The sequence below is a fragment of the Nitrobacter winogradskyi Nb-255 genome, from assembly GCF_000012725.1.
Taxonomy (GTDB): domain Bacteria; phylum Pseudomonadota; class Alphaproteobacteria; order Rhizobiales; family Xanthobacteraceae; genus Nitrobacter; species Nitrobacter winogradskyi.
In genome coordinates, this window is record NC_007406.1 from 1,500,003 (window position 1) to 1,526,072 (window position 26,070).

Here is a 26,070-nt window from a genome sequence, read left to right on the forward strand (position 1 = left end):
CGAGGCGGCCCGCCGTTTTCGGATCGGGACACGCGGAAAGTCAGAACGAAGTTTTGGAACAGTCCGGTCGTTAACGGACAGAAAGAACAGGAAGCACGAGGATGCGCTCCGGAGTGATCGCACAAAAGGTCGGGATGACGCGGGTCTTTACAGAGGCCGGCGAGCACATCCCTGTGACCGTGCTGAAGCTGAGCAATTGTCAGGTGTTGGGACACCGGACCAGCGAGAAGAACGGCTACGTCGCATTGCAGCTTGGCTCGGGTGCGCGCAAGACGGTCTACATGCCCAAGGCGGAGCGCGGACAATTCGCGGTCGCCAAGGTGGCGCCAAAGCGCAAGGTCGCTGAATTCCGCGTGTCGGAGGATTCGCTGATTCCGGTCGGTGCGGAAATTCAGGCGGACCATTTCGTGGTCGGCCAGTTCGTCGATGTCACCGGAACGTCGGTGGGTAAGGGTTACGCCGGCGGCATGAAACGCTGGAATTTCGGCGGTCTGCGCGCCACCCATGGCGTGTCGATCTCGCATCGTTCGATCGGTTCGACCGGCGGCCGTCAGGATCCGGGCAAGACCTTCAAGAACAAGAAGATGCCGGGCCACATGGGTGTCGACCGCATCACGACTCTAAACCTGCGCGTGGTGCAGACCGACGTGGAGCGCGGCCTGATCCTGGTCGAGGGTGCCGTTCCGGGCTCCAAGGGCGGCTGGATCGCGGTACGCGACGCGGTGAAGAAGCCGTTGCCCAAGGAAGCGCCGAAACCAGGCAAGTTCAAGGTCGTGGGCGATGCGCAGGCTGTGGACGAGGACAAGGCTCCTGCGGATACCCCGGCCGAGAAGGAGGGGGCATAACATGGAACTGAACGTTACCACCCTCGAAGGCAAGGCTGCGGGTTCGGTTCATCTGTCGGACGGAATCTTCGGGCTCGAGCCTCGCAAGGATCTCATTCAGCGTTGCGTGAACTGGCAGCTTGCCAAGAGTCAGGCGGGCACCCACAAGACCAAGGGACGCGCGGAAATCTGGCGCACCGGCAAGAAGCTGTTCAAGCAGAAGGGCACGGGCAACGCCCGTCACGGCTCGGCCCGCGCGCCCCAGTTCCGAGGCGGCGGCCGTGCGTTTGGGCCGGTCGTTCGCAGTCATGCGCATGATCTGCCCAAGAAGGTGCGCGCGCTGGCGCTGCGCCATGCGCTTTCGGCGAAGGCCAAGGATGGCGGTTTGATCGTTATCGACAGCGTCGAGCTGAAAGAGGCCAAGACCAAGGCTCTGATGGGGCATTTTTCGAGCCTCGGTCTGACCAGTGCGCTGATCATCGATGGCGCGCAGGTTCATGCCGGGTTCGCAACCGCCGCGCGCAACATTCCGAACATCGACGTGCTGCCGATCCAGGGCATCAACGTCTACGACATTCTGCGCCGTCAGAAGCTGGTGTTGACCAAGGCGGCGGTTGATGCGTTGGAGGCGCGTTTCAAATGACGATCGACGCGAACCATTACGACGTGATCGTCGCTCCGGTGATCACCGAAAAGGCGACGATGGCCTCCGAGTACAACAAGGTTGTGTTCAAGGTGGCTCGCAAGGCGACCAAGCCGCAAATCAAGGAAGCGGTCGAGAAGCTGTTCGACGTCAAGGTCAAAAGCGTGAACACGCTGGTGCGCAAGGGCAAGACCAAGGTTTTCCGAGGCCGTCTGGGTTCACACTCGGACAACAAGCGTGCGGTTGTGACCCTCGAAGAGGGCCATCGCATCGACGTGACCACGGGTCTCTGAGGCGGAAACGGCTTTAAGGCGACAGATTATGGCACTGAAGACTTACAATCCCACCACGCCGGGCCAGCGCCAGTTGGTGATGGTCGATCGCTCGGCCCTTTACAAGGGCAAGCCGGTCAAGACGTTGACCGAAGGCAAGCGCGGCAAGGGCGGTCGCAACAACACCGGGCGCATCACCGTGCGGTTCCGTGGCGGCGGCCACAAGCAAGCCTATCGCAACGTCGATTTCAAGCGCGGCAAGACGGACGTGCCGGCGGTTGTTGAACGGCTCGAATATGATCCGAACCGCACCGCGTTCATCGCGCTGATCAAGTATCAGGACGGTGAGCAGGCCTATATCCTTGCGCCGCAGCGTATGGCTGTCGGCGACACCGTGGTGGCCGGGAATTATGTGGACGTCAAACCGGGTAATGTCATGCCGCTCGGCAACATGCCTGTCGGCACGATCGTGCACAACGTCGAGATGAAGATCGGCAAGGGTGGCCAGCTTGCGCGTTCCGCCGGCACCTATGCTCAGATCGTCGGCCGCGATCAGGATTATGTCATTCTGCGTCTGAATTCGGGCGAGCAGCGCTTGGTGCATGGCCGCTGCCGCGGCGCCATCGGCGCAGTATCGAATCCGGATCACATGAACACCTCGGTCGGCAAGGCAGGCCGCACTCGCTGGATGGGCCGCCGTCCGCACAACCGGGGCGTGGTCATGAACCCGATCGACCATCCGCATGGCGGCGGCGAAGGCCGAACGTCCGGCGGCCGTCACCCGGTGACGCCGTGGGGCAAGCCGACCAAGGGCAAGAAGACCCGTTCCAACAAGTCGACCAACAAGTTCATTCTCATCAGCCGCCACAAGCGGAAGAAGTAGCAAGGATAGCCGGACATGGTTCGTTCAGTCTGGAAAGGCCCGTTTGTTGAAGGCTCGCTGCTTAAGAAGGCAGATGCCGCGCGAGCGAGTGGCCGTCATGACGTCATCAAGATCTGGAGTCGCCGCTCGACCATTCTGCCGCAGTTCGTCGGGCTGGTGTTCGGTGTCTATAACGGCCAGAAGCACGTGCCTGTGTCGGTCAACGAAGAGATGGTCGGTCACAAGTTCGGCGAGTTCTCGCCGACCCGTACGTTCCATGGCCACTCGGGCGACAAGAAAGCCAAGAGGTCTTGAGGTTCAAGTTATGAGCAAACCAAAGCGCGAACGGAGCCTCCCGGAAAATGAGGCCAAGGCGATTGCCCGGATGCTTCGGGTGAGCCCGCAGAAGCTCAACCTGGTTGCGCAACTGATCCGCGGCCGCAAGGCGTCGGCGGCGCTCGCCGATCTGCAATTCTCGCGCAAGCGGATCGCGGGGGACGTCAAGAAGTGCCTCGAGTCGGCGATCGCCAACGCCGAGAACAACCATGACCTCGACGTCGACGAGTTGATCGTATCGGAGGCGTTTGTCGGCAACGGCATGGTGATGAAGCGTTTCGCGCCGCGCGGCCGTGGCCGTTCGGGCCGTATTTATAAACCGTTCTCGCAGCTGACGATCGTGGTGCGTCAGGTCGAGGCCGAGGCGAGCGCTTAAAAGGCGCGGGAGAAAACGATGGGTCAAAAGATCAATCCGATCGGGCTGCGTCTGGGTATCAACCGGACCTGGGATTCCCGTTGGTACGCCGGCAAGGCCGAGTACGGCCGGCTGCTGCACGAGGATGTCAAGATCCGTGAACTCCTGCACAAGGAGCTCAAGCAGGCAGCCGTCGCCCGCATCGTGATCGAGCGGCCGCATAAGAAGTGCCGGGTGACGATCCATTCGGCGCGCCCCGGTGTCGTGATCGGCAAGAAGGGCGCCGATATCGACAAGCTGCGCAAAAGAGTTGCCGACATCACCTCGTCGGACGTGGTTCTCAACATCGTCGAGATTCGCAAGCCGGAGCTTGATGCCACCCTGGTTGCCGAATCGATCGCGCAGCAGCTCGAACGCCGCGTCGCGTTCCGTCGCGCGATGAAGCGCGCCGTGCAATCGGCGATGCGTCTCGGCGCCGAAGGCATCAGGATCAACTGCTCGGGTCGTCTCGGCGGCGCTGAAATCGCTCGCATGGAGTGGTATCGCGAAGGCCGCGTGCCGCTGCACACGCTGCGCGCCGACGTAGATTATGGTGTTGCCACGGCGTTCACGACATTCGGTACCTGCGGCGTCAAGGTCTGGATATTCAAGGGCGAGATCCTTGAGCATGACCCGATGGCTCAGGATAAACGCCAGGCCGGCGACGATAGCCGTCCTCGCCGCGACGCGGCATGAACGACAGCATGATCCCGAAAGGTGGTCACCGGTTTTCGGACCGGATCATGCGTAAAGAGAAGGTTTGAGGGCGTAAGCCATGATGCAACCGAAGAAGACCAAGTTCCGGAAGGCGCATAAGGGCCGCATCCACGGCGTCGCGTCGTCGGGTGCGACACTGGCCTTCGGCCAGTTCGGCCTGAAGGCGATGGCGCCCGAGCGCATCACGGCGCGTCAGATCGAAGCGGCGCGGCGGGCGCTGACACGCCACATGAAGCGCGCGGGACGGGTCTGGATCCGCGTCTTCCCGGATGTGCCCGTATCGAAGAAGCCGGCCGAAGTCCGCATGGGCTCGGGCAAGGGCGCGCCGGAATTATGGGTGGTGCGGGTCAAGCCCGGCCGGGTGCTTTTCGAGATCGACGGCGTGGCTCCGCAGACCGCGAAGGAAGCGCTGACGCTCGCCGCCGCCAAGCTGCCGATCAAGACGCGCTTCGTCGCGCGCATCGCGGAGTAATCGACATGGCCGCAATGAAGACCGCCGACATCCGCGCGATGACCCCCGACCAGATGGACGACGCCATCACCAGTCTGAAGAAGGAGCGGTTCAATCTGCGCTTCCAGCGCGCGACCGGACAGCTTGAAAACACCTCGCGGATGCGTGAAGCCCGCCGCGATATCGCACGGATCAAGACCATCGCCGCGCAAAAGCGCGACGCGAAGAAGTAAGGGGCTTTAAGATGCCGAAACGTACGCTGCAGGGCGTGGTCGTCAGCGACAAGCAAGCCAAGACGGTTGTGGTGCGCGTCGACCGCCGCTTTACCCATCCGATCTACAAGAAGACCATTCGCCGCTCGAAGAACTACCACGCCCACGACGAAAACAACGAGTTCAAGCCGGGCGATATGGTGTGGATCGAGGAAAGCAAGCCGATCTCGAAGTTGAAGCGCTGGACCGTGGTTCGGGGCGAACAGAGAAAAACCGCTTAGGCGCGATTTTGCGCATCAGAAAGAGGACAAGGTGCATCAATGATTCAGATGCAGACCAACCTCGACGTGGCCGATAATTCAGGCGCACGCCGTGTCATGTGCATCAAGGTGCTTGGAGGCTCCAAGCGCCGCTATGCAACGGTGGGCGACATCATCGTCGTGTCGATCAAGGAAGCCATTCCGCGGGGGAAGGTGAAGAAGGGCGACGTCATGAAGGCGGTGGTGGTGCGGGTTTCCAAGGATATCCGCCGCGCGGACGGTTCGGTGATCCGTTTCGACCGCAATGCGGCCGTTCTGATCAATAATCAGTCCGAGCCTGTCGGCACCCGTATTTTCGGGCCGGTGCCGCGTGAGCTGCGCGCCAAGAACCACATGAAGATCATATCGCTGGCGCCGGAGGTGCTGTGATGGCTGCCAAGATCCGGAAGGGTGACAAGGTTATTGTATTGTCGGGCCGCGACAAGGGTCGCACCGGCGAGGTGTTCGAGGTGCGCCCCGCGGAAGGCAGGGCGCTGGTGCGCGGCGTCAATATCGTGAAGCGCCACCAGAAGCAGACCCAGAACCAGGAAGGCGGCATTCTCTCGAAAGAGTCGCCGATCGACCTGTCCAACATCGCGATCGTCGGCAAGGACGGAAAGCCGACTCGCGTCGGTTTCAAGATTCAGGCAGACGGCACCAAGGTGCGTGTCGCCAAGCGCTCGGGAGCGGAGATCGATGGCTGAGACGGCTTACGTGCCGCGCCTGCGCGCGGAGTATGACAAGAGCATCCGGTCCCGGCTGACCGAGCAGTTCGGCTATGTCAACGTCATGCAGGTGCCTCGCCTCGACAAGGTGGTTCTCAACATGGGAATCGGCGAGGCCGTGAACGATCGTAAAAAGGCCGAGGCGGCGGCGGGCGACCTGTCTTTGATCGCGGGCCAGAAGGCGGTCGTGACTTACTCGCGTGTCGCCATTTCGACCTTCAAGTTGCGTGAGAACCAGCCGATTGGCTGCAAGGTGACGCTGCGCAAGACGAAGATGTACGAATTCATCGATCGTCTCGTGAACGTTGCGCTGCCGCGCGTCCGCGACTTCCGTGGTCTCAATCCGAAGAGCTTCGACGGTCGCGGCAATTACTCGCTCGGCATCAAGGAACACATCATTTTCCCGGAGATCGATTTCGACAAGGTCGGGGAAAGCTGGGGCATGGACGTCACGGTCTGCACGACCGCGCAGACGGACGACGAGGCCCGGGCGCTGCTGACAGCATTCAATTTTCCGTTCCGGCAGTGAGACGCTGAAAGGCGCTCAGACGCGGAAAGGTAAGGAGCCAAGCATGGCAAAGAAGAGTTCGATCGAGAAGAACAACCGGCGCAGGCGGATGAACCGCAACGCGGCTGCGAAGCGCGCGCGGCTGAAGGCCATCATCGGCGACAAGACCAAGCCGATGGAAGAACGCTTCGCCGCGACGCTGAAGCTTGCTGAGATGCCGCGCAACTCGTCCGCGACACGCATACGCAACCGCTGCGAGCTGACCGGGCGTCCGCGTTCGAACTATCGCAAGAACAAGCTGAGCCGCATCGCTTTGCGCGACCTCGGCTCCAGAGGCCTGGTTCCTGGCCTTGTGAAGTCGAGCTGGTAAGGAGGGTCGCCAGATGTCCACGCACGATCCGATCAGCGATCTCATCACCCGCATTCGCAACGCGCAGATGCGCAGCAAGCCCAAGGTTTCGACTCCGGGCTCGAAGATGCGCGCCAACGTGCTCGAGGTTCTCAAAAGCGAAGGCTATATCCGTGGTTATGCCAGTGTCGAGCATTCCTCGGGACGCAGCGAGCTTGAGATCGAGTTGAAGTATTTCGACGGGGAGCCCGTGATTCGCGAGATCGAGCGCGTTTCCAGGCCCGGCCGTCGCGTTTACGCCTCGGTGAAAAATCTACCCCGCGTCAACAACGGGTTGGGAATCTCGGTGCTGTCGACGCCGAAGGGGATCATGGCTGACCACGAGGCGCGCGACGCCAATGTGGGCGGTGAAGTTCTCTTTACGGTGTTCTAGCGCGCGTATCGCGAAAGCGGAAACCGATTTTGCGACAGGAATGCGCGCAGACTAAGATGAAGGATTGAGCCATGTCACGCATTGGCAAGAGGCCAGTCACGGTGCCGTCCGGTGTGACCGCGACCGTCGAAGGGCAGACCGTCAAGATGAAGGGGCCGAAAGGCGAGCTTCGATTTGTTGTCCATGATGACGTCGAGGTGAAGCTTGAGGACGGTGCGGTGAAGGTCGCGCCACGATACGAGACCAAGCGGGCGCAGGCGCTGTATGGCACCGCGCGCGCGCAGGTCGCGAATCTCGTCGCCGGCGTCACCAAGGGGTTCGAGAAGAAGCTCGAGATCATCGGCGTCGGCTATCGCGCGGCGTTGCAGGGCAAGTCGTTGCAGCTCGCGCTCGGCTACAGTCACGATGTCAATTACGCCGTCCCGGAGGGGATCACGATCGCTGTGCCGAAGCCGACCGAAATCACGATCACGGGCAATGACGCGCAGCGCGTCGGTCAGGTCGCGGCCGAAATCCGTGGCTATCGTCCGCCGGAGCCCTACAAGGGCAAGGGCGTGAAGTACGCCGACGAAACGATCTTCCGCAAGGAAGGCAAGAAGAAATAACGGAGCCGGTCATGTCGAAACTGAAGATTACGAATGCCCGGCGCAAGCAACGCGTGAGGCTGTCGTTGCGTCGGATTGCAAATGGCCGTCCGCGGCTGTCGGTGTTCCGCTCGTCGAAGCACATCTATGCCCAGGTCATTGACGACCTGAAAGGCGAGACGCTGGCCTCGGCATCCTCGCTGGAGAAGGCGATGCGCGACGCAGGGAACACGGGCGCCGACATCGATGCGGCCAAGGCCGTCGGCAAGCTTGTGGCGGAGCGGGCGGTGAAGAACGGCGTCAAGGAAGTTGTTTTCGATCGCGGCGGCTATCTCTATCACGGTCGCGTCAAGGCGCTGGCCGATGCCGCTCGCGAGAGCGGATTGAGCTTCTAAGCGGTATATCGAACGAGTAGGACAGGGGCGAGAGCCTCACAAGGATCGGAAAAACACCATGGCAGGTGAACGCGAACGCGGCGGACGCGAACGGAGCAGGGATCGCGAGGAGCGCGACAGCGAGTTCGTCGACAAGCTCGTCCACATCAACCGCGTGGCGAAAGTCGTCAAGGGCGGTAAGCGCTTCGGTTTCGCGGCGCTGGTCGTGATCGGCGATCAGAAGGGCCGCGTCGGATTCGGGCATGGCAAGGCGCGTGAGGTTCCGGAAGCGATCCGCAAGGCGACGGAATCGGCGAAGCGCAATCTGACGCGTGTTCCGCTGCGCGAAGGCAGGACGCTGCATCACGACATCGCAGGCCGCCACGGCGCAGGCCGCGTCTATCTGCGCGCGGCGCCGGCCGGCACGGGCATCATCGCCGGTGGCCCGATGCGCGCGGTGTTCGAGACGCTCGGCATCCAGGACGTGGTGGCGAAGTCGGTCGGCTCGTCCAACCCTTATAACATGGTCCGCGCGACCTTCGATGCGCTGAAGCATCAGGATTCACCGCGCTCGGTTTCGGCCCGCCGCAACATCAAGGTCTCCACGCTGCAATCGCGTCGTGTGGGTGGTGATGCGGAGGCTGTTGCCGAATAGGGCGGTTCGAAGTGGGGCCTGGCGGTGCGGCCGGCCTATCCGAGACCCGCAGGCGAGACAGGATTTGGAGTGACGACGATGGCCAAGGCCGCAAAAACAATCAAGGTCGAGCAGACCGGCAGCGCAATCCGCCGCCATCATTCGCAGCGCTCGACGTTGGTCGGGCTCAAGCTCAACAAGATCGGCCGGACTTCGGAGTTGCAGGATACGCCTGAAATTCGCGGCATGATCGCGAAGGTTCGGCACATCGTCCGCGTCATCGACGAGACGTAACAATTTGCTGTTTGTACCCGGCCTGCGCCGGGAAGCCACGGCTTCGAACACGAGCGGTTCGGCAAAAGACGTGGAGGCCGGGACGCCCCCGGCGTGAGGAACACGATGAGGACGCGACCATGAAACTCAGCGATATCGCCGACAACGCAGGCTCGCGCAAGAAGCGCATGCGGATCGGCCGGGGTATCGGCTCCGGCAAGGGCAAGACCGGCGGCCGTGGCGGCAAGGGACAGACCGCTCGCTCCGGTGTGCGCATCAACGGCTTCGAGGGCGGCCAGATGCCGCTGCATCGGCGGTTGCCGAAGCGCGGCTTCAACAACATCTTCCGCGTCGAGTTCGCCGAGATCAATCTCGATCGGCTTCAGGACGCGATCGATGCCGGTTCGATCGATGCCAACACGACTATCAACGCCGAGTCGCTGGTGAAATCAGGCGTGGTGCGTCGCGCCAAGGGCGGCGTCCGCCTGCTTGGCCGCGGCGAGATCAAGGCGAAGCTGACCGTTGAGGTTCATGGCGCCTCGAAGTCCGCGATCGCGGCGGTTGAGAAGGCGGGCGGCACCGTGAAAATCCTCGCGCCGAAGAAGGACGAAGGTGAGGCGGCGTAACGTTCGCGTCATCGCCCGCTTTGATGCGACAGGGGACTTGCGGATGTTGGATTCATCAAGGATCGAACATCATGAGAGGTCCGGCGGCTGCCGGCCGGCCCGTTCTGGCGGAGCGTGACGGCGCCTTTGGCGCGGGAGAGGGCTGAATATGGTCTCAGCAGCGGAACAACTGGCGGCTAACCTTAACTTCTCGGCGTTTTCAAAAGCCGACGAACTGAAGAAGCGCATCTGGTTCACGCTCGGCGCGTTGCTCGTCTATCGGCTGGGTACCTACATCCCGCTGCCGGGCATCGACCCTACGGTCTGGCAGAAGGTGTTCAATTCCCAGGCTGGCGGCATCCTCGGGATGTTCAATATGTTCTCCGGCGGTGGCATCGACCGCATGGCGATTTTCGCCTTGAACATCATGCCGTACATTTCGGCCGCGATCATCCTCCAACTCTTGACCTCCGTATCGCCCAAGCTCGAGGCTCTCAAGAAGGAGGGCGAAGCCGGCCGCAAGGTCATCAATCAATATACCCGGTATCTCACGGTGGTGCTGGCGTTCTTCCAGTCCTACGGCATCGCGGTCGGCCTCCAGGGCGCGGGCAATGTCGTCACCAATCCCGGCATGTTTTTCCTGCTCTCCACCGCGATCACATTGACCGGCGGCACCATGTTTTTGATGTGGCTCGGCGAGCAGATCACGTCACGGGGCATCGGCAACGGCATTTCCCTCATCATCATGGCGGGTATCGTCGCCGAGTTGCCGTCCGCGCTCGCCAGCATGCTCGAACTCGGCCGCCAAGGCGCGCTGTCCACGGGGATCATCCTGATCGTTCTGATCATGGTCGTCGCGGTGATTGCCTTTATCGTATTCATGGAGCGCGCCCAGCGCAGGCTGCTGATCCAGTATCCGAAGCGTCAGGTCGGCAATAAGATGTTTGATGGGCAGTCTTCCCATCTGCCGCTGAAGCTCAACACCTCGGGTGTGATTCCGCCGATCTTCGCGTCGTCGCTGTTGCTGTTGCCGACGACAGTCGCGAACTTCAACGCGGGTAGCGGGCCGGAGTGGTTCCAGTGGATCAATACCCAGCTCGGTCACGGCCGGCCGATGTTTTTGATCCTGTACATCGCGCTGATCGTGTTCTTCACCTTCTTCTACACCGCGATCGTCTTCAATCCGACCGAGACAGCCGACAATCTCAAGAAGCACGGCGGCTTTATTCCGGGCATCAGGCCGGGCGAGCGGACGGCCGAGTACATCGACTACGTTCTCTCGCGCATCACGGTGCCGGGGGCGGTCTACCTCGCGGTTGTCTGCCTTATCCCTGAGATACTGATTTCCTACGCGGCGGTACCCTTCTATTTTGGGGGCACCTCACTGCTGATCGTGGTCAGCGTCACGATGGATACGGTGTCGCAGGTGCAGGGATATCTGCTGGCCCACCAGTATGAAGGTCTGATCAAGAAATCCAAGCTGAGAGGCCGCCGTCGGTGACGGCGTTTTCTCACTGATCGCAGCGGTCAGTGATTCAGTCAGACAGGTGGCGTGTATTCAGGTTGCGATGACTTTTGCGGAAGACGTGTCACACCGGTAAGGCGCTTCGTTTTCCCGCTGGGTCATTCTTCGTGTGGAATCCTAGGCGATATCCGCCTTCACGGACGGTGTTCCGTCGCGATAGAGTATGATCCCGACCCGAAGGGCCGCGCCTGCGCAAAGTGGAAACCGGTTTTCGGATAAGATCATGCTCAAACAAGAAGATAAGCGACGAGTCTGATTCCAAGTAGTTGAATCGGGTTCAACGTAGTTGAAACAGCCTCTAGCTCGAGGCATTGATCGTCTGCGGCGGGGTGCCGTAAGTGTTGCCGGTAGGGCGCAGACCGTGTCTTGGCTGTGCCTATATCGAAGCGCGGGTGTGCGGCTGCTCGCTCACCCGGCGATGGGGCAATGTTCATGAGACTGATTCTTCTGGGGCCGCCTGGGGCGGGAAAAGGAACGCAGGCGCAACGTCTGGTTCATCATTACGGAATCATTCAGCTTTCAACAGGCGACATGCTGCGCGCCGCCGTCGCCGCCGGCACGCCGGTCGGTCTCAAGGCCAAGGACATCATGGCGAGCGGGGGGCTGGTCCCGGATGATGTCGTTATCGGCATCATTTCCGATCGGCTGGAACAGGCGGACGCGAAGGACGGTTTCATTCTCGACGGCTTTCCGCGCACCGTTCCGCAGGCCGAGGCGCTGGATATTCTGCTCCAATCCAAGAATCTTGCACTTGATGCCGTGATCGAGCTGCGCGTCGATGAAAGCGCATTGCTGCAACGTGTAGAAAACCGCGTCGCGGAGACGACCGCGCGGGGCGAGCAGGTAAGGGCCGATGACAACCCGGAGGTGCTCTCGCAGCGGTTGGCCAGCTATCGCGCGCTGACCGAGCCGCTGATTCGCTACTATTCGGAGCGCGGCAGGCTGCTGACAGTTGACGGCATGATGGCGATCGATGATGTGACACGGGATATCCGCCGGGTTCTGAGGCGATCGGGAGTTCCGATGTCGAAGTTCGGGGTCCGCAGGTGGTAAGCAGGCCGGAATCCCCGCAATAGGGCGAGAAATGACGGCCCAAAAGTCACGAAAAAGCGAGCGAAAGCGGAGGAGCGGTTGACGGAATGCCGCCGAGTCCTTAATAAACCATCATCCAGCGGATCGTTTCAGACGATGCCGGACCCCAAGCTTACGGAGGGTCGGGCGTCGTTCTTGTGGTTGAGGATACCCGCCTGAAATATCGAAGGAACAGCCGGCTCGGCGCGAGTCGGCAACAGGAGAGAAGTCTGTGGCCCGTATTGCCGGCGTGAATATCCCGACCAACAAGCGCGTCGTTATCGCGCTTCAGTATATCCATGGCATTGGTCAAAAGAATGCCGCCGAGATCATCGAAAAGGTCAAGATTCCGGCTGATCGCCGGGTTTCGCAACTGACCGATCAGGAAGTGCTTCAGATCCGGGAAGTGATCGACCGCGATTATCTCGTCGAAGGCGATCTTCGTCGTGAAGTCGGCATCAATATCAAGCGGCTGATGGATCTCGGCTGCTATCGCGGTCTGCGTCATCGCCGCGGACTGCCGGTGCGCGGCCAGCGCACCCACACCAATGCGCGCACCCGCAAGGGGCCGGCCAAGTCGATCGCCGGCAAGAAGAAGTAAGAGCGCGGACCAGCAAACGGCGCGTAGCGGATAGATTCGGGTCGCTGCTCGCTTCGTCGGTGTAGCCGCTGGCATTACGGCGGCGTTGAGATCACAGGAAAGGCTGACAATGGGTAAGGAAGCTACGACACGCGTTCGCCGCCGCGAGCGCAAGAACATCGCGTCCGGCATCGCGCATGTGAATTCGTCGTTCAACAACACCACCATCACCATCACCGATGCGCAGGGCAATACGATCGCCTGGTCATCGGCGGGGACGATGGGTTTCAAGGGCTCGCGCAAGTCGACGCCTTATGCCGCTCAGGTGGCGGCGGAAGACGTTTCCAAAAAGGCGCAGGAGCACGGTATGCGTACCCTCGAAGTCGAGGTGGCCGGCCCGGGTTCGGGTCGCGAATCGGCGCTGCGCGCGCTGCAGGCCGCGGGTTTTACCGTTACCTCGATCCGCGATGTGACCGCGATTCCTCATAATGGTTGCCGTCCGCGCAAGCGCCGGCGCGTCTGATATTCGACAGCGGTGGTTCGTTGTTCCGCCGACTGCGATTTTTTATCTGACTGCGCGGATTGATCCGCGTCCTCCAACGCCAACGATGTTGATGGCATGGGTGAAACAGTGACGATCCAGAAAAATTGGCAAGAGCTTATCCGGCCGAACAAGCTGCAGGTCGTTCCCGGCAGCGATCCCTCGCGCTTTGCGACCCTGATAGCCGAGCCGCTTGAACGGGGTTTCGGCCAGACGCTCGGCAACGCGTTGCGCCGCATCCTGCTGTCCTCGCTGCAAGGCGCGGCGGTGCAGTCGGTGCACATCGATGGCGTCCTGCACGAATTCTCCTCCATCGCGGGCGTTCGCGAGGACGTCACCGACATCGTGCTGAACATCAAGGACATCGCGATCAGGATGCAGGGCGAAGGCCCCAAGCGCATGGTCGTGAAGAAGCAGGGTCCCGGCACCGTCACCGCGGGCGATATCCAGACCGTCGGCGACGTCGTGGTGCTCAACCCCGACCTTCAGATCTGCACCCTCGACGATGGCGCTGAAATTCGCATGGAGTTCACCGTCGCTTCCGGCAAGGGCTATGTCGCCGCCGAGCGTAATCGGCCGGAGGATGCGCCGATCGGATTGATCCCGGTCGACAGCCTGTATTCGCCGGTGCGAAAGGTTTCGTACAAGGTCGAAAACACGCGTGAGGGTCAGATTCTCGACTACGACAAGCTTACCATGACCATCGAAACCAATGGCGGGGTGACGCCCGAGGATGCCGTGGCTTTCGCCGCGCGCATTCTTCAGGACCAGCTCAACGTTTTCGTCAACTTCGAGGAACCGCGCAAGGAAGTCACCACCGAGATCATTCCGGACCTGGCGTTCAATCCGGCTTTCCTCAAGAAGGTCGACGAACTGGAATTGTCGGTACGCTCCGCGAACTGCCTGAAGAACGACAACATCGTTTATATCGGCGATCTGGTGCAGAAGTCGGAAGCGGAGATGCTGCGCACCCCGAACTTCGGACGCAAGTCGCTGAACGAGATCAAGGAAGTGCTGGCCCAGATGGGGTTGCACCTCGGCATGGAAGTGCCGGGCTGGCCGCCGGAAAATATCGACGAACTGGCGAAGCGTTTCGAGGACCATTACTGAGCTTTGATTTCCTCCCCGGAGGAGACGGGGAACCAGAGCGGGGCGAACGCAGGCAGCCCACCTGAGCAGCGCGACCGGCGATCGGTCGGTGTCGGACAAGACTGAGGATCACATCTATGCGTCATGGCAAGGTTCACCGGAAGCTCAATCGCACTGCTGAGCACCGCAAGGCGATGTTCGCCAACATGTCGGCATCGCTTATCAAGCACGAGCAGATCGTCACCACGTTGCCGAAGGCAAAAGAACTGCGTCCGATCGTCGAAAAATTGGTGACCCTGGGCAAGAAGGGCGGTCTCGCCAAGCGCCGCCAGGCGATCAGCGAGATGCGTGACATCGATCAGGTGAAGAAGCTGTTCGACGTGCTGGCGCCGCGCTACAAGGACCGTCATGGCGGATATACCCGCATCATCAAGGCTGGTTTTCGCTATGGCGACAACGCGCCGATGGCCGTGATCGAGTTTGTCGATCGCGACGTGGAGGCCAAGGGTCAGGACTCCGGGCCGGTGCAGAATGAGGCCTCGGAAGCCGCCTGAGCGTGATATCTTTGAAGCTGAAAAAGGCGGCGCCGCGGAGCGCCGCCTTTTTTGTTGCTTCAAGTTCGCGCTGTAAGGTGCTTCAAACGAAGCATATCCTCGGAGTTCGCGTTCGAGGAATGAAATCCGGGTTCACTTGAGAAACCGCGTCAGATCAATTCATGGGAGCCAATATCTGGCCTGAAGATGCTATCGCCTGCTGATTGCAAGGGAGCTTATAGCGTTTTCGAGCGAAGTGGATACCGGTTCGCGTGAAGAAAACGCGTCAAAACAAGATCATAGAGCCTCGCTTCTGATTCCATCAAAAGCGAAAAGGCTCTAAACGGGTGCAGGTCTTGTACCTCGTGGTTTTTCCGCAGAGTTCTTCGGTGACATTCCTTCCCTGGAGATTGGAAAAATGAACTTTGAGATGGTTTTTGCCGCCGCCTTGCTGACCGACGACATACTTGCCGCCATTCATGATCTGCACGCCTACTCAAACGGGGGTGGCACGGCCATTAGTCGAGAGAAGCTCCGCGAAATTGTCGACAAGTATGTGACGTTCGACGAGAAGGATTTTCCCGAGCTTCGCAGCGATGTGGACTGGAGCGCTGTTGTGGCGTATTGGCGCGAAGCGGTTGAGGATATGGAAGAAGCCATCAAGGGAGAAGTTCCCGTTTACAAGTAGGATCAGGAGCAACTCGGAAGCGACAGACAGTTCACGGATTCGAAGCCGTAGCTGGAATGCGATAGCGGCCATCGCTAGCGATAGGGACGCCGTTTACTTCTCGAAATTGGCTGCTGACGATATTGAGCGCGTCCTGTCCTTCATTCGTGTGACGGTTGGTTCTGACTGCAAATTTTGAAGTGATGCGGTCAGGCAAGAGGCAGGCTGCGCGCACGGGCAACCAAGCTGCGCGGGAGAATCCGGAAACAGCCCGGTAATCGTCAAAAGCCAAGTCTTTCGCTTCTCCTGGAGGTTCGCGAAACCAGAGCCTCGCTTCTGATTCAGACGCGGGACTCTATGAGTTTGTTTTGGCGCGTTTTCTTCACGCGAGCCGGTATCCACTTCGCTCCAAAACACTATATATCTGCGATCCTGATCCCGGGAATCAAATTCATGACGCTGCTCCGCCTGTCCGCCGCTCTGCTCCTCTCTCTGACGATGCTGGCGCCTGCTCATGCCCAGGACCGTCGCGTCCCGGCCTCCCAGGCCGAACTGCGGCTTTCCTATGCGCCGATCGTGCAGCGGGTGGTCCCGGCCGTGGTCAACGTCTACGCCGCTAAAATGATTCAGCATCGCCATCCGCTGCTGGATGATCCGATATTTCGTCGTTTCTTCGGCGTTCCGGGCGGGCAGCCGGAACAGATGCAGCGCTCGCTCGGCTCCGGCGTGATGGTCGATCCGTCCGGCCTCGTCGTGACGAACAATCATGTGATCGAGGGCGCGGATCAGGTCAAGATCGCGCTGCCGGACAAGCGTGAGTTCGAGGCGGAGATCGTGCTCAAGGATACGCGCACTGATCTTGCGGTCCTGCGGTTGAAGAATGTGCATGAGAAGTTTCCGACGCTCGATTTCGCGAATTCGGATGAGTTGCAGGTCGGCGATGTCGTCATGGCGATCGGAAATCCGTTCGGCGTCGGGCAGACGGTGACGCAAGGCATCGTTTCGGCGCTGGCGCGCACGCAGGTCGGGATTACGGATTATCAATTCTTCATCCAGACCGATGCGGCGATCAATCCCGGAAACTCGGGCGGGGCGCTGGTTGACATGACGGGCCATCTCGTCGGCATCAACACCGCGATTTTCTCGCGCACCGGCGGGTCGCTTGGCATCGGCTTCGCCATTCCGGCCAACATGGTGCGGGTGGTGGTGGCGTCGGCCAAGAGCGGCGGCAAGGCGGTGCGCCGGCCCTGGCTCGGAGCCCGGCTGCAGGCGGTAACCCCGGAGATTGCCGAAACCATTGGCCTCAAGGCGCCGGCCGGTGCGCTGGTGGCCAGCGTTGCGGCTGGAAGTCCGGCGGCGCGCGCCGGTCTCAAACTGTCCGACCTGATCGTCTCGATCGACGGTCAGCCTGTCGATGACCCCAATGCGTTTGACTATCGGTTCGCAACGCGTCCGCTCGGCGGGACCTCGCAGCTGGAAGTCCAGCGCAACGGAAAGCCGCTCAAGCTCACTGTTCCGCTCGAAACAGCGCCGGATACCAGTCGCGACGAGGTCGTGATTACCGCACCATCACCGTTCCAGGGCGCCAAGGTGGTGAATGTCTCGCCGGGGCTGGCCGATGAGCTTCATCTCGATTACGGCGCCGAAGGGGTCGTGATCGTCGCATTGGCGGAGAGTGGAATGGCCGCGAATGTCGGGTTCAGGAAGGGCGACATCATCCTCGCGGTCAACAACAAGAAGATTGTCAAGACCACCGATCTCGAACAAGCCGTTCGCGAAGCGAGGCGGCTCTGGCGGATCACGCTGATGCGCAGCGGCCAGCAGATTCAAGTCATGCTGGGCGGATGAGCCCGAAGCGCCAGCACGACTCCAGGAGCCTGTTCGCCGCGGCGGGCCTGGAGCGTGATGCGCCGCATCCGCTGCCGGACAGGCTGCGGCCGCAGATGCTTTCGGACGTCGTCGGGCAGGATCACATTCTGGGGCCGGACGGCGCGCTGACCCGGATGCTGGAAACCCGCACGCTGGGCTCGCTCATCTTCTGGGGACCGCCGGGGACCGGCAAGACCACGGTGGCGCGGCTGCTGGCGGACGCGACCGCGCTGCATTTCGAGCAACTGTCGGCGGTGTTCTCCGGCGTCAATGATCTGAAGAAGGCATTCGAGGCCGCCCGCGCGCGCCGCGAGTCGGGGACGGGTACGCTTCTGTTTGTCGACGAGGTGCATCGCTTCAATCGCGCGCAACAGGATTCGTTTCTGCCTGTCATGGAGGACGGAACCGTCGTTCTGGTTGGCGCGACCACCGAGAACCCGTCGTTCGAACTCAACGCGGCGCTGTTGTCGCGGGCGCGCGTGCTGGTGTTTCGTTCGCTTGACGCGCTGGCGGTCGAGAAATTGTTCGTCCGCGCCGAAGAGGTCGAGGGCAAGCCGCTGCCGCTTGATGCAGAAGCGCGCGCGGCGCTGGTGCGCATGGCCGACGGGGATGGGCGAGCGGCGCTCACGCTGGTCGAGGAAGTCTGGCGGTCGGCGCGCGAGGGCGAGGTCTTCGATGCCGGTCAGTTACAGGGCGTGCTGCAACGCCGCGCGCCGATCTACGACAAATCCGCCGACGGCCACTACAACCTGATTTCCGCCTTGCACAAGTCGGTGCGGGGCTCCGATCCCGATGCGGCGCTGTACTATCTGGCGCGGATGATCGAGGCGGGCGAGGACCCGTTGTTTCTCGCGCGCCGCGTGGTGCGGATGGCGGTGGAGGATATCGGGCTTGCGGATCCTCAGGCGCTGGTGATCTGCAACGCGGCCAAGGATGCCTATGATTTCCTCGGCTCGCCGGAAGGCGAACTCGCAATCGCGCAGGCGGTGATCTATCTCGCGACCGCGCCGAAGTCCAACGCCGCCTACAAGGCGTTCGGCGCGGCGATGCGCGTCGCGAAGGACGCCGGCTCTCTCTTGCCGCCGAAGCACATCCTGAACGCGCCGACCAAACTGATGAAATCCGAAGGTTATGGCGGCGGCTATCAATACGATCACGATATGCCGGACGCGTTTTCCGGACAGGATTACTTTCCGGAGACGCTCGGCCGCCAGACCTTTTATGATCCGCCGGATCGTGGGTTCGAGCGCGAAATCCGCAAGCGAATGGATTACTGGGCGAAACTGCGGCGGGAGCGCGCGTCATGACGGGCTTGATCGACGCCATGGTCAGACTGCCGATCCACGATCCCGACAAATTTGCGCGACGGCGTACGTTCAAGGACTGTTTCAGGACGGAGCGGCTTATGATGCTCCGGCAAGGAGCGAGGCGTAATCAGGTGCAGACGATGCGAAGACATATGACCCGATGGCTGTTGGCGCTGGCGCTGCTTGGCATCACGAACGCCGCGCGCGCGGAGATGGCGGAAGTTGCTCCGGGCGTGACCGTCACGAAGAAGACGTTCCAGGCGCGGATGGATGAACAGCCGTTCTACGGTTTCGCGGAAAAAACGGCCGAACAACAAAAGGCCGATACCGACTTTCTGGCGGCGGCGGACAGGAAGGGCACGCGCGAGGCGGTTTCCGCCGCAGCCATTGAGCGCGGATGGGGGCATCTGGATCGCGGTAACTTTCCGGAAGCGATCAAACGGTTCAATCAGGCGTGGCTGCTGGCTCCGGAGCGGAGCGCGATCTACCAGGGTTTCGCGGTGGTCACCGCGGCGCGCTTCGGCGATCTCGATTATGCCGAAGAACTGTTCAAGGTTGCATTGCGGCAGCCGAAGCAGCGGCGAACGCTGAAAGCTGATTACGGACGCCTGCTGCTGAAAGCCAAGCGTCCGGCCGAGGCAAAGACGATTCTGGAGGAAGGCGTGCGCGAGGCGCCGGACTTCGCCGACGGGTGGGTCAGCCTTGGGCTTGCACGGTTGCAGACGGATGACGCCGCGGGCGCATGCGCGGCCGCGACCGAAGCCAACAAGCTCAAGCTTTCGCGCGGAGCGATGATCGACCTGTTGTTGCTGAAAAGGCAGGGGGCTTGCCCTTAGGATCGGATGTCTTCGGGCTGCCTGATATCATCTGCACGCTTGCCTGGAGAGCCTCTCCGCTTCCGATAGATCGGAAGCGGGGCTCCCACGAATTGATTGACGCGTTTTCTTCACGCGAAACGGCATCCATCCTGGGCCAAACCCAGAGGACATGCTCCACTCGAAAACGCTATAGGGTTTGAAGTTGGGTCTACGACGAAGAACTGAATTCCAGGGGAACCGATGAGCCGGCGCGACAAGCGATCTTCTGCGGAATCCGGCAGCCGCGGGAGCGAGCGTCATACAAATGCCGTGGCCAAAGCAGCCCGTCCCGGAAAAGCGGCACGTTCGAAAGGCCGTGGGGAGGTGGAGCGATCAGCGGGCGAGCGGTGGCAGGGGGTTCGGCCTGGCAGGCCGCAGCGCGCGGGTGCTCCCCGCAACTCCGTCCATTCCGCCGAAAAGCCCCCCGAGCCCGTGCCGGCGCCGCTGCCGACGAAGGTGCAGACCGTCGCGGTGACGGCGGATGAAGCCAACATGCGAGTCGATCGCTTTCTTGAAGCACGCTTTCCCGGCCTGTCGTTTTCCCACATTCAGCGCGTCGTCCGCAAAGGCGAGTTGCGCGTGAACGGCAGGCGCGCCGACAGCAAGGATCGCGTAAGCGAAGGCGACAAGGTCCGCATTCCGCCGCTCAAGCTCGACACGCCTAAGGCTGCGGTCGGTCTCTCGGACGCCGAGACGAAAATCCGCGACGAATTGCGGAAGATGGTGCTGTTCGAGGACGCGGACGTCATGGTGCTGAACAAGCCGGCGGGCCTTGCGGTGCAGGGCGGCTCCGGCCTGTCCCGGCACATCGATGGAATGCTGGAAACAATGCGCGACGCCAAAGGGCAGCGGCCGCGCCTCGTGCATCGGCTGGATCGCGAGACGGCGGGCTGCCTGCTGATCGCCAAGACGCGTTTCGCCGCCACGGCGCTGACGGGCGCGTTCCGCCATCGTTCGGCGCGCAAGATTTACTGGGCGCTGGTCGCAGGGGTGCCGAAGCCGAAGCAGGGCCGCATCTCGACCTATCTCGCCAAGGAAGAGAATGAAGAGGAGTCGATCATGCGGATCGCCGCGCATGGCGACGAGGGGGCCAGTCACGCCGTGACCTACTATGCGGTGGTGGAGACCTCCGCCCAGAAGCTGGCGTGGGTGTCGCTGAAGCCGGTGACGGGGCGAACGCATCAACTGCGCGCGCACATGGCGCATATCGGTCATGCCATCATTGGCGATCCCAAGTATTTCAACAAGGAAAACTGGCAGTTGCCTGGAGGTCTTCAGAATCGTCTGCATCTGCTGGCGCGCCGTATCGTGATTCCGCATCCGCGCGGCGGCGTTATCGATGCGAGCGCGCCGCTGCCGCCGCATATGCTGCAGTCCTGGAATCTGCTCGGCCTTGAAGCGGACCGTTTCGATCCCATCGAAAACGCGCCGGAAGAATAGCTTGGCGACATAACATCAGAAATTGCTTTATAGCGTTTTCGAGCGAAGCATGCCCTCGGGCTTGACCCGAGGATGGATGACCTGTTCGCGTGAAGAAAACGCGTTAAATCAAAAAGATTCTAGAGCGGGATGGGTTTATTTTGAATCGATTGAGATTCCCAAATCAGAATTCATCTGATTCAACATGCTGACTGGGAAGGAGGCCAGCATGGATGGGACGAGCCTATTCGAACGACCTTCGTGAGCGGGTAGTGCGTGCTGTCGTTAAAGGCGGCCTGTCGCGGCATCAGGCTGCGGCCCAGTTTGGGGTGGGCATCAGCACGGCGATCAACTGGGTACAACGCTTCCACGAGACCGGCAGCGTCGCGCCAAGCCAGATCGGCGGCTATAGGCCAAAGAAGATTGCGGGGCCGCACCGCGAATGGCTGCTGCAACGGTGCCGAAAGGACTTTACCGTGCGCGGGCTGGTGGCCGAACTTGCCGAGCGTGGCCTTAAGGTCGATTACCGCACGATGTGGGAGTTCGTTCACGCTGTGAAGCTCAGTTACAAAAAAAGACGCTGATTGCTGCAGAGCAGGATCGTCCCGATGTCGCCCGTCGGCGAGCGCAATGGACCAAGTATCGAGATCGGATTGATCCCACTCGGCTGGTGTTCATCGATGAGACCTGGACCAAAACCAATATGGCGCCGCTGCGGGGCTGGGCGCCGCGCGGTCAACGCATCAGAGCCAAGGTGCCGCATGGCCGCTGGCAGACCATGACCTTTATGGCCGCTCTGCGCCACGATCGCATCACCGCGCCGTGGTTCATCGAGGGGCCGATCAACGGCGAAGCCTTCCTTCTCTACATCGAGAAGGTTCTGGTCCCGACCCTGCGGCACGGCGACATCGTCATTATGGACAACCTCGGCTCGCACAAGGCCAGCGCCGTGCGTCGCGTCATCCGTGCCGCCGGTGCCCGGCTCTTCTACCTGCCGAAATACTCGCCTGATCTGAACCCGATCGAGCAGTTCTTTGCCAAGTTCAAACACTGGCTACGCAAAGCCGCGCAGCGGACCACCGAGGCCGTCTACAATGCTATCGCTCCGATCCTCGAAACCGTTGCACCGGCTGAATGCGCCAACTACTTCGTCAATGCAGGATACAACCAAATCTAAACTCATCATGCTCTAGAGCTTCGCTTCTGATGTGATCAGAAGCGAGGCTCTATATTGTTGTTTTGACGCGTTTTCTTCACGCGAACCGGTATCCACTTCGCCGGAAAATGCTCTAGGTCACGAACCCATAAACGGGATTCCGTTTGGACGGGATGCGTGATTCAATCTCCAGAGGTGGGAGGATTGAATGGCACGTTTTGATCTGACGGATTTCGAATGGTCTGTGATCCAGCCGCTGTTGCCGAAAAAGTCGCGCGGCGTTGCACGGGTGGATGATCGGCGGGTGCTGAACGGGATTTTCTGGCGGCTGCGCACCGGTGCGCCGTGGGCGGACATTCCAGCGCGCTACGGCCCGCACACCACTTGCGTGAACCGCTTCAACCGGTGGCGCAAGGCAGGCGTGTGGGATCGCATTCTGTCGGCTGTTTCAAAGGCTTACGATGGCGGCATCCAAATGATCGATTCGTCGTCGATCCGCGTGCATCAACATGCGGCCAACGGTCAAAAAAACAGACGCGATCCCGTTGCATGGGTCGCTCGCGCGGCGGGCTGACCACCAAAATCCACGCGCTGGTGGATGCCTGCGGCCTGCCGATCGTCCTCAAGATCACCGAAGGCCAGGCCCATGACGGGCGTAGCGCGCAGGACATGATCGACACCGTCGAACGCGGCGACGTGCTGCTGGCCGACCGGGCCTACGACTCCAACGCCCTGCGTCAAACGCTGGCCGCGCGCGGCGCGAGAGCCAATGTGAAGCCGATGCCAAATCGCGTTGCGGCCTTGCAATTCAACAGACGGCTCTATCGCAAGCGCAATCTGGTCGAACGCTTCTTCAACAAAATCAAGCACTATCGCGCCGTCGCCACCAGATATGACAAACGTGACGACAACTTCCTCACCTCCATCAAGCTCGCCTCAATCCGCATCTGGTTGCGATTTAATGAGTCGATGACCTAGATCGCGATGGTTTTGGATCGAATCGATCCAAAACCATAAACGTGATCGATTCCATTATTTTAGAGCGGATGCGGGCGGAAAACCGCTACACACTTTTCCTCATCCCGCTCTAGGGGCTCAGCCGCTGTCGGCGAGCAAGATCGTCATAAGCAAGAGTGTCATAAGAGTGCGCCATGCGTGAATCAGATGAAGGCTCCGGCAAGGCGACGCCGGACCGGGAGGAAACGGCGCGCAGCTCCGCGCCGGCCGGGCCGCGCAAGCGCTTCTATGCCCGCGTGGGCGTCAACGAGACGCCGGAAGGATTCGCTATCCTGCTCGACGACAGGCCGGTTCGCACGCCGTCGCGTAACGTGCTGGCGGCGCCTGTACGCGAGATTGCCGAGACCATCGCAGCGGAATGGGACGCGCAACATGACCTCATCAACCCCATGACCATGCCGCTGACGCGGCTCGCCAACAGCATCATCGATGGCGTGACCGTTCGCGTCGACGCCGTTGTCGAGGACATCGCCAAGTATCTCGAAACGGACCTCCTGTTCTATCGCGCCAGCCATCCCGATGCGCTGGTGGCCCGCGAAGCCACGCAATGGGACCCCGTGCTGCAATGGGCCGCTGAAGCGCTGGGAGCGCGGTTCATCCCGGCCGAGGGCATCGTGCATGTCCGTCAGCCGGATCAGGCCGTTACGGCCGTCCGCAAGGCACTGCCGACGGACCCTTGGGTGGTGGGGGCGCTGCATGTCGTGACGACGCTGACCGGCTCCGCGCTGCTTGCGATCGCTTTGATGCGCGGACGGCTGGATGCGGACGAAGTCTGGGCGGCTGCCTGCGTCGATGAGGATTGGAACAGCGAGCAATGGGGGGTCGATGAAGAGGCGGCCGTCCAGAGGGCGGTACGCCTGGTCGATTTCCGGGCAGCGGCCACCGTCCTCCGGGCGCGGGTTGAACCAGCCGGTTAAGGAGAGGTTTAGATACCGAAGTTAGCCTGACGGGTGAAACGAGGCTTCATGGCGATCTCGATCAACCCGATTTTCCCGGTTATCGCGGCGCAGGACGCTGCGTCCGAAGCCGTGCTGCAACCCGGCAGAGTGGTCGATGCGAAGGTTCAGGGAATCCTTGCCGACAACCTTGTCCGTATCGCCATCGCCAATCTGACGATCGAGGCGTTGTCGGAAATTCCGGTTCAGGTCGGCCAGAGCCTGCGGCTTGCGGTCTCGCAGACCGGGCAAGGAATTCGGCTTGCGGTTGTGGGGGCGGGCTCTTCGGGTACGCTTGCCGCCGGGCCGGCGGATGCGCTGACGCTGACGCCGGATATCGCGCTGGCTATGACAAGCGCCAGGGCTGCTCCGGCTCCCGTTTTGACGGCGTTGGAGGCTCTCTCCGTTTCGGTCGCGGCGCAAGCGGCGGCGGCCCGGCAAGGCAGCCTCTCGCCGCTCTATGCCAATATGCTGGTCGCCGCCGGGTCCGGTAGTCTGCCCCCCGACGTGCGACAGGCCCTGCACCGGCTGCTGGCTCTGCGGCCCGGTCTCGATCCGGGCCTTTCAGGAAGCGATATCAAGACCGCGTTCCGGACTTCCGGCCTCTTTCTCGAAGCCTCGCTGGCGGCCGGCTTAGAGACGGGGCAGCCCGCGGCATCGGCCAATAGGCAACTTCCCGATATGAAGGCCGCGCTGCTCGTGCTTCGCGAGGCGCTTTCGATCTCGGTCGGGGACGTCTCTCGCGCCGCGCCGCCTGCCGCGAGCGCGGGATCGCAGCAGACGGCTTCGCCGATAGCGACGGGCGCGCCGCCGTTGTCACCGGATATCGACGCACAGGATGTCTATCTGCTGCAGGCGCGACCGGCCGGGATCGATGATCCGGATTTGCCTGCGAACCAGACATTGTTTCCCCGAGCATCAGATGCAGGGCTTCGGGCCGCCGTCACCGGCGCGGCCCTGAACGCCTTGCAGGAGGTGCTTCAGAACAGAGGCAATAACGGACTCGGCGCGGAATCCGGACAAGGCGGAGATCCGGACGCCGCTCCGCCGCTCAGGACCGGGCCGGCGAGCGGACCCGCCGGGGACAATGTTTTTATCGTGCGCACCAGCACGCCGCCGCCGCCCTTTGGCGGGGCGCTGCCGGCCGCGCAGCCCGTGGCACTGCCGGGCCTGTCACCGGCTGCATCGCCGGAGGAGATCGCGCGGCGATTGCTTGATGATACGGGCGCGGCGATTTCCCGTCAGGTGTTGTTACAGATCGCCTCGCTTCCGGATCGCGCCGATGCCATGGGAACGCGGTTCGATCAGATGATGCCGCGCTGGAATTTCGAGATTCCGTTTGTTGTCCCGGCCGGCACGGCCGTTGCGCAGTTCGAGATTTCGCGCGATGCCGCCGGCCACGATACAGAGACAGTCACGCGAGTCTGGCGCGCTCGTTTTTCAATCGATGTCGAACCTGCCGGGCCCGTCCACGCGCTGGTGTCGCTGACCGGCGATACCGCGGCGGTGCGGCTCTGGGCCGAGCGGCCCTCCACCGCGAGCCGGTTGCGCGCCGGCGCTTCGCAGCTCACTCAGGCATTGAGCCGCGCCGAATTGCAGCCGGGAGATATCATCATCGGCGAGGGCGCGCCGCCGCAGCCGATTCCCGCGCCTGCCGGCCACTTTCTGGATCGCGCCCTATGAGTGTGGAGACCAGGGATCAGGTCGCCGTCGCCCTCCACTATGACAAGGGCAGCGGCGCACCGCGCGTGGTCGCCAAGGGCAGGGGATCACTCGGCGCGAAGATCATCGAGGTGGCCAACGAGCACGACATCCCGATCGAGCAGAACGAGGTGCTGGCCGACGCGCTGTCGCATGTCGAGCTTGGCGATGAGATTCCGGCCGAGCTGTACAAGGCCGTCGCGGAGGTATTGGTGTTCGTGCTGCGGATGTCGGGGCGCGCGCCCTGATCAGGTGACGGCGCCGCCTCCGCGCCGCGCCTGTTGGTGACAGCCTCAAAAACGGCGGTT

General features: G+C 61.6%; 35 protein-coding genes and 2 pseudogenes. 36 read left to right on the top strand and 1 reads right to left on the bottom strand.

Annotated elements, in window-relative coordinates:
- Positions 1–101 precede the first annotated feature (101 nt).
- The 27 genes and pseudogenes from rplC (at position 102) to NWI_RS07205 (ending at position 15,522) form a co-directional block, all read left to right on the top strand.
- Positions 102–845, top strand: a complete 744-nt coding sequence (gene rplC, locus NWI_RS07075) for a 50S ribosomal protein L3 (RefSeq protein ID WP_011314641.1) — start codon at positions 102–104, stop codon at positions 843–845.
- Position 846: 1 nt separating this feature from the next.
- Positions 847–1,467 (top strand): 50S ribosomal protein L4, encoded by a 621-nt coding sequence (gene rplD, locus NWI_RS07080; protein WP_011314642.1) that lies wholly within the window; start codon positions 847–849, stop codon positions 1,465–1,467.
- Positions 1,464–1,760 carry a 50S ribosomal protein L23 gene (locus tag NWI_RS07085; RefSeq protein ID WP_011314643.1) on the top strand — a complete coding sequence of 99 codons (297 nt, stop codon included), beginning with the start codon at positions 1,464–1,466 and terminating at the stop codon, positions 1,758–1,760. Before rplD ends, NWI_RS07085 begins: the two co-directional genes overlap by 4 nt.
- A 28-nt stretch (positions 1,761–1,788) precedes the next feature.
- Positions 1,789–2,622 carry a 50S ribosomal protein L2 gene (gene rplB, locus NWI_RS07090; protein ID WP_011314644.1) on the top strand — a complete coding sequence of 278 codons (834 nt, stop codon included), beginning with the start codon at positions 1,789–1,791 and terminating at the stop codon, positions 2,620–2,622.
- A 15-nt stretch (positions 2,623–2,637) separates the two neighbouring features.
- The gene (gene rpsS, locus NWI_RS07095) at positions 2,638–2,916 is read left to right on the top strand and encodes a 30S ribosomal protein S19 (protein WP_009797134.1); all 279 of its coding nucleotides are present in this window, start codon (positions 2,638–2,640) and stop codon (positions 2,914–2,916) included.
- Positions 2,917–2,926: 10 nt separating this feature from the next.
- A complete protein-coding gene (gene rplV / locus NWI_RS07100) occupies positions 2,927–3,313 on the top strand; it encodes a 50S ribosomal protein L22 (RefSeq protein WP_009797133.1) in 387 nt (128 codons plus the stop codon).
- A gap of 18 nt (positions 3,314–3,331) precedes the next feature.
- Positions 3,332–4,027, top strand: a complete 696-nt coding sequence (gene rpsC / locus NWI_RS07105; protein WP_011314645.1) for a 30S ribosomal protein S3 — start codon at positions 3,332–3,334, stop codon at positions 4,025–4,027.
- Positions 4,028–4,106: 79 nt separating this feature from the next.
- Positions 4,107–4,520: a 50S ribosomal protein L16 gene (gene rplP, locus NWI_RS07110; RefSeq protein ID WP_011314646.1), complete on the top strand. Its 414-nt coding sequence runs from the start codon at positions 4,107–4,109 to the stop codon at positions 4,518–4,520.
- 5 nt (positions 4,521–4,525) lie between these two features.
- Entirely contained in the window at positions 4,526–4,732 is a 207-nt protein-coding gene (rpmC, locus tag NWI_RS07115) for a 50S ribosomal protein L29 (protein WP_011314647.1), read from the top strand.
- Between the two features lie 11 nt (positions 4,733–4,743).
- Complete coding sequence (gene rpsQ / locus NWI_RS07120; protein ID WP_011314648.1) at positions 4,744–4,992, top strand: 30S ribosomal protein S17; 249 nt, start codon at positions 4,744–4,746, stop codon at positions 4,990–4,992.
- 39 nt (positions 4,993–5,031) lie between these two features.
- The gene (gene rplN / locus NWI_RS07125) at positions 5,032–5,400 is read left to right on the top strand and encodes a 50S ribosomal protein L14 (RefSeq protein ID WP_009797128.1); all 369 of its coding nucleotides are present in this window, start codon (positions 5,032–5,034) and stop codon (positions 5,398–5,400) included.
- Entirely contained in the window at positions 5,400–5,714 is a 315-nt protein-coding gene (gene rplX / locus NWI_RS07130; RefSeq protein WP_011314649.1) for a 50S ribosomal protein L24, read from the top strand. Before rplN ends, rplX begins: the two co-directional genes overlap by 1 nt.
- Positions 5,707–6,264, top strand: a complete 558-nt coding sequence (gene rplE, locus NWI_RS07135) for a 50S ribosomal protein L5 (protein ID WP_011314650.1) — start codon at positions 5,707–5,709, stop codon at positions 6,262–6,264. The genes rplX and rplE overlap by 8 nt, the downstream gene beginning before the upstream one ends.
- Positions 6,265–6,307: 43 nt before the next feature.
- Positions 6,308–6,613 carry a 30S ribosomal protein S14 gene (gene rpsN / locus NWI_RS07140; RefSeq protein ID WP_011314651.1) on the top strand — a complete coding sequence of 102 codons (306 nt, stop codon included), beginning with the start codon at positions 6,308–6,310 and terminating at the stop codon, positions 6,611–6,613.
- 13 nt (positions 6,614–6,626) lie between these two features.
- Positions 6,627–7,025 carry a 30S ribosomal protein S8 gene (gene rpsH, locus NWI_RS07145; protein WP_011314652.1) on the top strand — a complete coding sequence of 133 codons (399 nt, stop codon included), beginning with the start codon at positions 6,627–6,629 and terminating at the stop codon, positions 7,023–7,025.
- Between the two features lie 71 nt (positions 7,026–7,096).
- Positions 7,097–7,630: a 50S ribosomal protein L6 gene (gene rplF, locus NWI_RS07150; protein ID WP_011314653.1), complete on the top strand. Its 534-nt coding sequence runs from the start codon at positions 7,097–7,099 to the stop codon at positions 7,628–7,630.
- Positions 7,631–7,641: 11 nt separating this feature from the next.
- The gene (rplR, locus tag NWI_RS07155) at positions 7,642–8,004 is read left to right on the top strand and encodes a 50S ribosomal protein L18 (protein ID WP_011314654.1); all 363 of its coding nucleotides are present in this window, start codon (positions 7,642–7,644) and stop codon (positions 8,002–8,004) included.
- Between the two features lie 58 nt (positions 8,005–8,062).
- Positions 8,063–8,638, top strand: a complete 576-nt coding sequence (gene rpsE / locus NWI_RS07160; RefSeq protein WP_011314655.1) for a 30S ribosomal protein S5 — start codon at positions 8,063–8,065, stop codon at positions 8,636–8,638.
- 78 nt (positions 8,639–8,716) lie between these two features.
- Entirely contained in the window at positions 8,717–8,911 is a 195-nt protein-coding gene (gene rpmD, locus NWI_RS07165; RefSeq protein WP_011314656.1) for a 50S ribosomal protein L30, read from the top strand.
- A gap of 119 nt (positions 8,912–9,030) precedes the next feature.
- Positions 9,031–9,516, top strand: a complete 486-nt coding sequence (gene rplO / locus NWI_RS07170) for a 50S ribosomal protein L15 (RefSeq protein ID WP_011314657.1) — start codon at positions 9,031–9,033, stop codon at positions 9,514–9,516.
- A 148-nt stretch (positions 9,517–9,664) separates the two neighbouring features.
- Positions 9,665–10,996: a preprotein translocase subunit SecY gene (gene secY / locus NWI_RS07175; protein WP_011314658.1), complete on the top strand. Its 1,332-nt coding sequence runs from the start codon at positions 9,665–9,667 to the stop codon at positions 10,994–10,996.
- Positions 10,997–11,452: 456 nt separating this feature from the next.
- Positions 11,453–12,037: pseudogene (locus NWI_RS07180) on the top strand (adenylate kinase); the annotation flags it as partial.
- A 286-nt stretch (positions 12,038–12,323) separates the two neighbouring features.
- Positions 12,324–12,692 (top strand): 30S ribosomal protein S13, encoded by a 369-nt coding sequence (rpsM, locus tag NWI_RS07185; RefSeq protein WP_009797115.1) that lies wholly within the window; start codon positions 12,324–12,326, stop codon positions 12,690–12,692.
- A 109-nt stretch (positions 12,693–12,801) separates the two neighbouring features.
- Positions 12,802–13,194, top strand: a complete 393-nt coding sequence (rpsK, locus tag NWI_RS07190) for a 30S ribosomal protein S11 (protein WP_009797114.1) — start codon at positions 12,802–12,804, stop codon at positions 13,192–13,194.
- 96 nt (positions 13,195–13,290) lie between these two features.
- Positions 13,291–14,322: a DNA-directed RNA polymerase subunit alpha gene (locus NWI_RS07195; RefSeq protein WP_041344888.1), complete on the top strand. Its 1,032-nt coding sequence runs from the start codon at positions 13,291–13,293 to the stop codon at positions 14,320–14,322.
- 116 nt (positions 14,323–14,438) lie between these two features.
- Positions 14,439–14,855 carry a 50S ribosomal protein L17 gene (gene rplQ, locus NWI_RS07200; RefSeq protein WP_011314661.1) on the top strand — a complete coding sequence of 139 codons (417 nt, stop codon included), beginning with the start codon at positions 14,439–14,441 and terminating at the stop codon, positions 14,853–14,855.
- Between the two features lie 397 nt (positions 14,856–15,252).
- Positions 15,253–15,522, top strand: a complete 270-nt coding sequence (locus tag NWI_RS07205) for a hypothetical protein (protein ID WP_011314662.1) — start codon at positions 15,253–15,255, stop codon at positions 15,520–15,522.
- A 31-nt stretch (positions 15,523–15,553) separates the two neighbouring features.
- Here the strand turns inward: NWI_RS07205 and NWI_RS17565 are convergent, their stop codons facing one another.
- Positions 15,554–15,793: a hypothetical protein gene (locus NWI_RS17565; RefSeq protein ID WP_148203801.1), complete on the bottom strand. Its 240-nt coding sequence runs from the start codon at positions 15,791–15,793 to the stop codon at positions 15,554–15,556.
- Between the two features lie 161 nt (positions 15,794–15,954).
- Here NWI_RS17565 and NWI_RS07210 point away from each other — a divergent pair, with 161 nt between their 5' ends.
- The 9 genes and pseudogenes from NWI_RS07210 (at position 15,955) to NWI_RS07260 (ending at position 26,010) form a co-directional block, all read left to right on the top strand.
- The gene (locus NWI_RS07210; RefSeq protein ID WP_041345492.1) at positions 15,955–17,349 is read left to right on the top strand and encodes a DegQ family serine endoprotease; all 1,395 of its coding nucleotides are present in this window, start codon (positions 15,955–15,957) and stop codon (positions 17,347–17,349) included.
- Positions 17,346–18,677, top strand: a complete 1,332-nt coding sequence (locus NWI_RS07215) for a replication-associated recombination protein A (RefSeq protein WP_011314664.1) — start codon at positions 17,346–17,348, stop codon at positions 18,675–18,677. The genes NWI_RS07210 and NWI_RS07215 overlap by 4 nt, the downstream gene beginning before the upstream one ends.
- 152 nt (positions 18,678–18,829) lie before the next feature.
- Positions 18,830–19,513 (top strand): tetratricopeptide repeat protein, encoded by a 684-nt coding sequence (locus NWI_RS07220; protein WP_244375000.1) that lies wholly within the window; start codon positions 18,830–18,832, stop codon positions 19,511–19,513.
- A 222-nt stretch (positions 19,514–19,735) separates the two neighbouring features.
- Positions 19,736–20,974, top strand: a complete 1,239-nt coding sequence (locus NWI_RS07225; protein ID WP_011314666.1) for an RluA family pseudouridine synthase — start codon at positions 19,736–19,738, stop codon at positions 20,972–20,974.
- 212 nt (positions 20,975–21,186) lie between these two features.
- Positions 21,187–22,130, top strand: a protein-coding gene (locus NWI_RS16875) for an IS630 family transposase (RefSeq protein WP_187147962.1) whose coding sequence is annotated in 2 segments (ribosomal slippage) — positions 21,187–21,522 and positions 21,525–22,130 — 942 coding nt in all. Because the reading frame shifts where the segments join, the coding sequence is not laid out codon by codon here.
- Positions 22,131–22,317: 187 nt separating this feature from the next.
- A pseudogene (locus NWI_RS16880) lies at positions 22,318–23,087 on the top strand (IS5 family transposase).
- Positions 23,088–23,260: 173 nt separating this feature from the next.
- Positions 23,261–24,043 carry an ATP12 family chaperone protein gene (locus tag NWI_RS07250; RefSeq protein ID WP_011314668.1) on the top strand — a complete coding sequence of 261 codons (783 nt, stop codon included), beginning with the start codon at positions 23,261–23,263 and terminating at the stop codon, positions 24,041–24,043.
- A gap of 48 nt (positions 24,044–24,091) precedes the next feature.
- Positions 24,092–25,744 (top strand): flagellar hook-length control protein FliK, encoded by a 1,653-nt coding sequence (locus NWI_RS07255; protein ID WP_011314669.1) that lies wholly within the window; start codon positions 24,092–24,094, stop codon positions 25,742–25,744.
- Positions 25,741–26,010, top strand: coding sequence for an EscU/YscU/HrcU family type III secretion system export apparatus switch protein (locus tag NWI_RS07260; protein ID WP_011314670.1), 270 nt, complete (start codon positions 25,741–25,743; stop codon positions 26,008–26,010). The genes NWI_RS07255 and NWI_RS07260 overlap by 4 nt, the downstream gene beginning before the upstream one ends.
- The last annotated feature ends 60 nt before the right edge of the window (positions 26,011–26,070 follow it).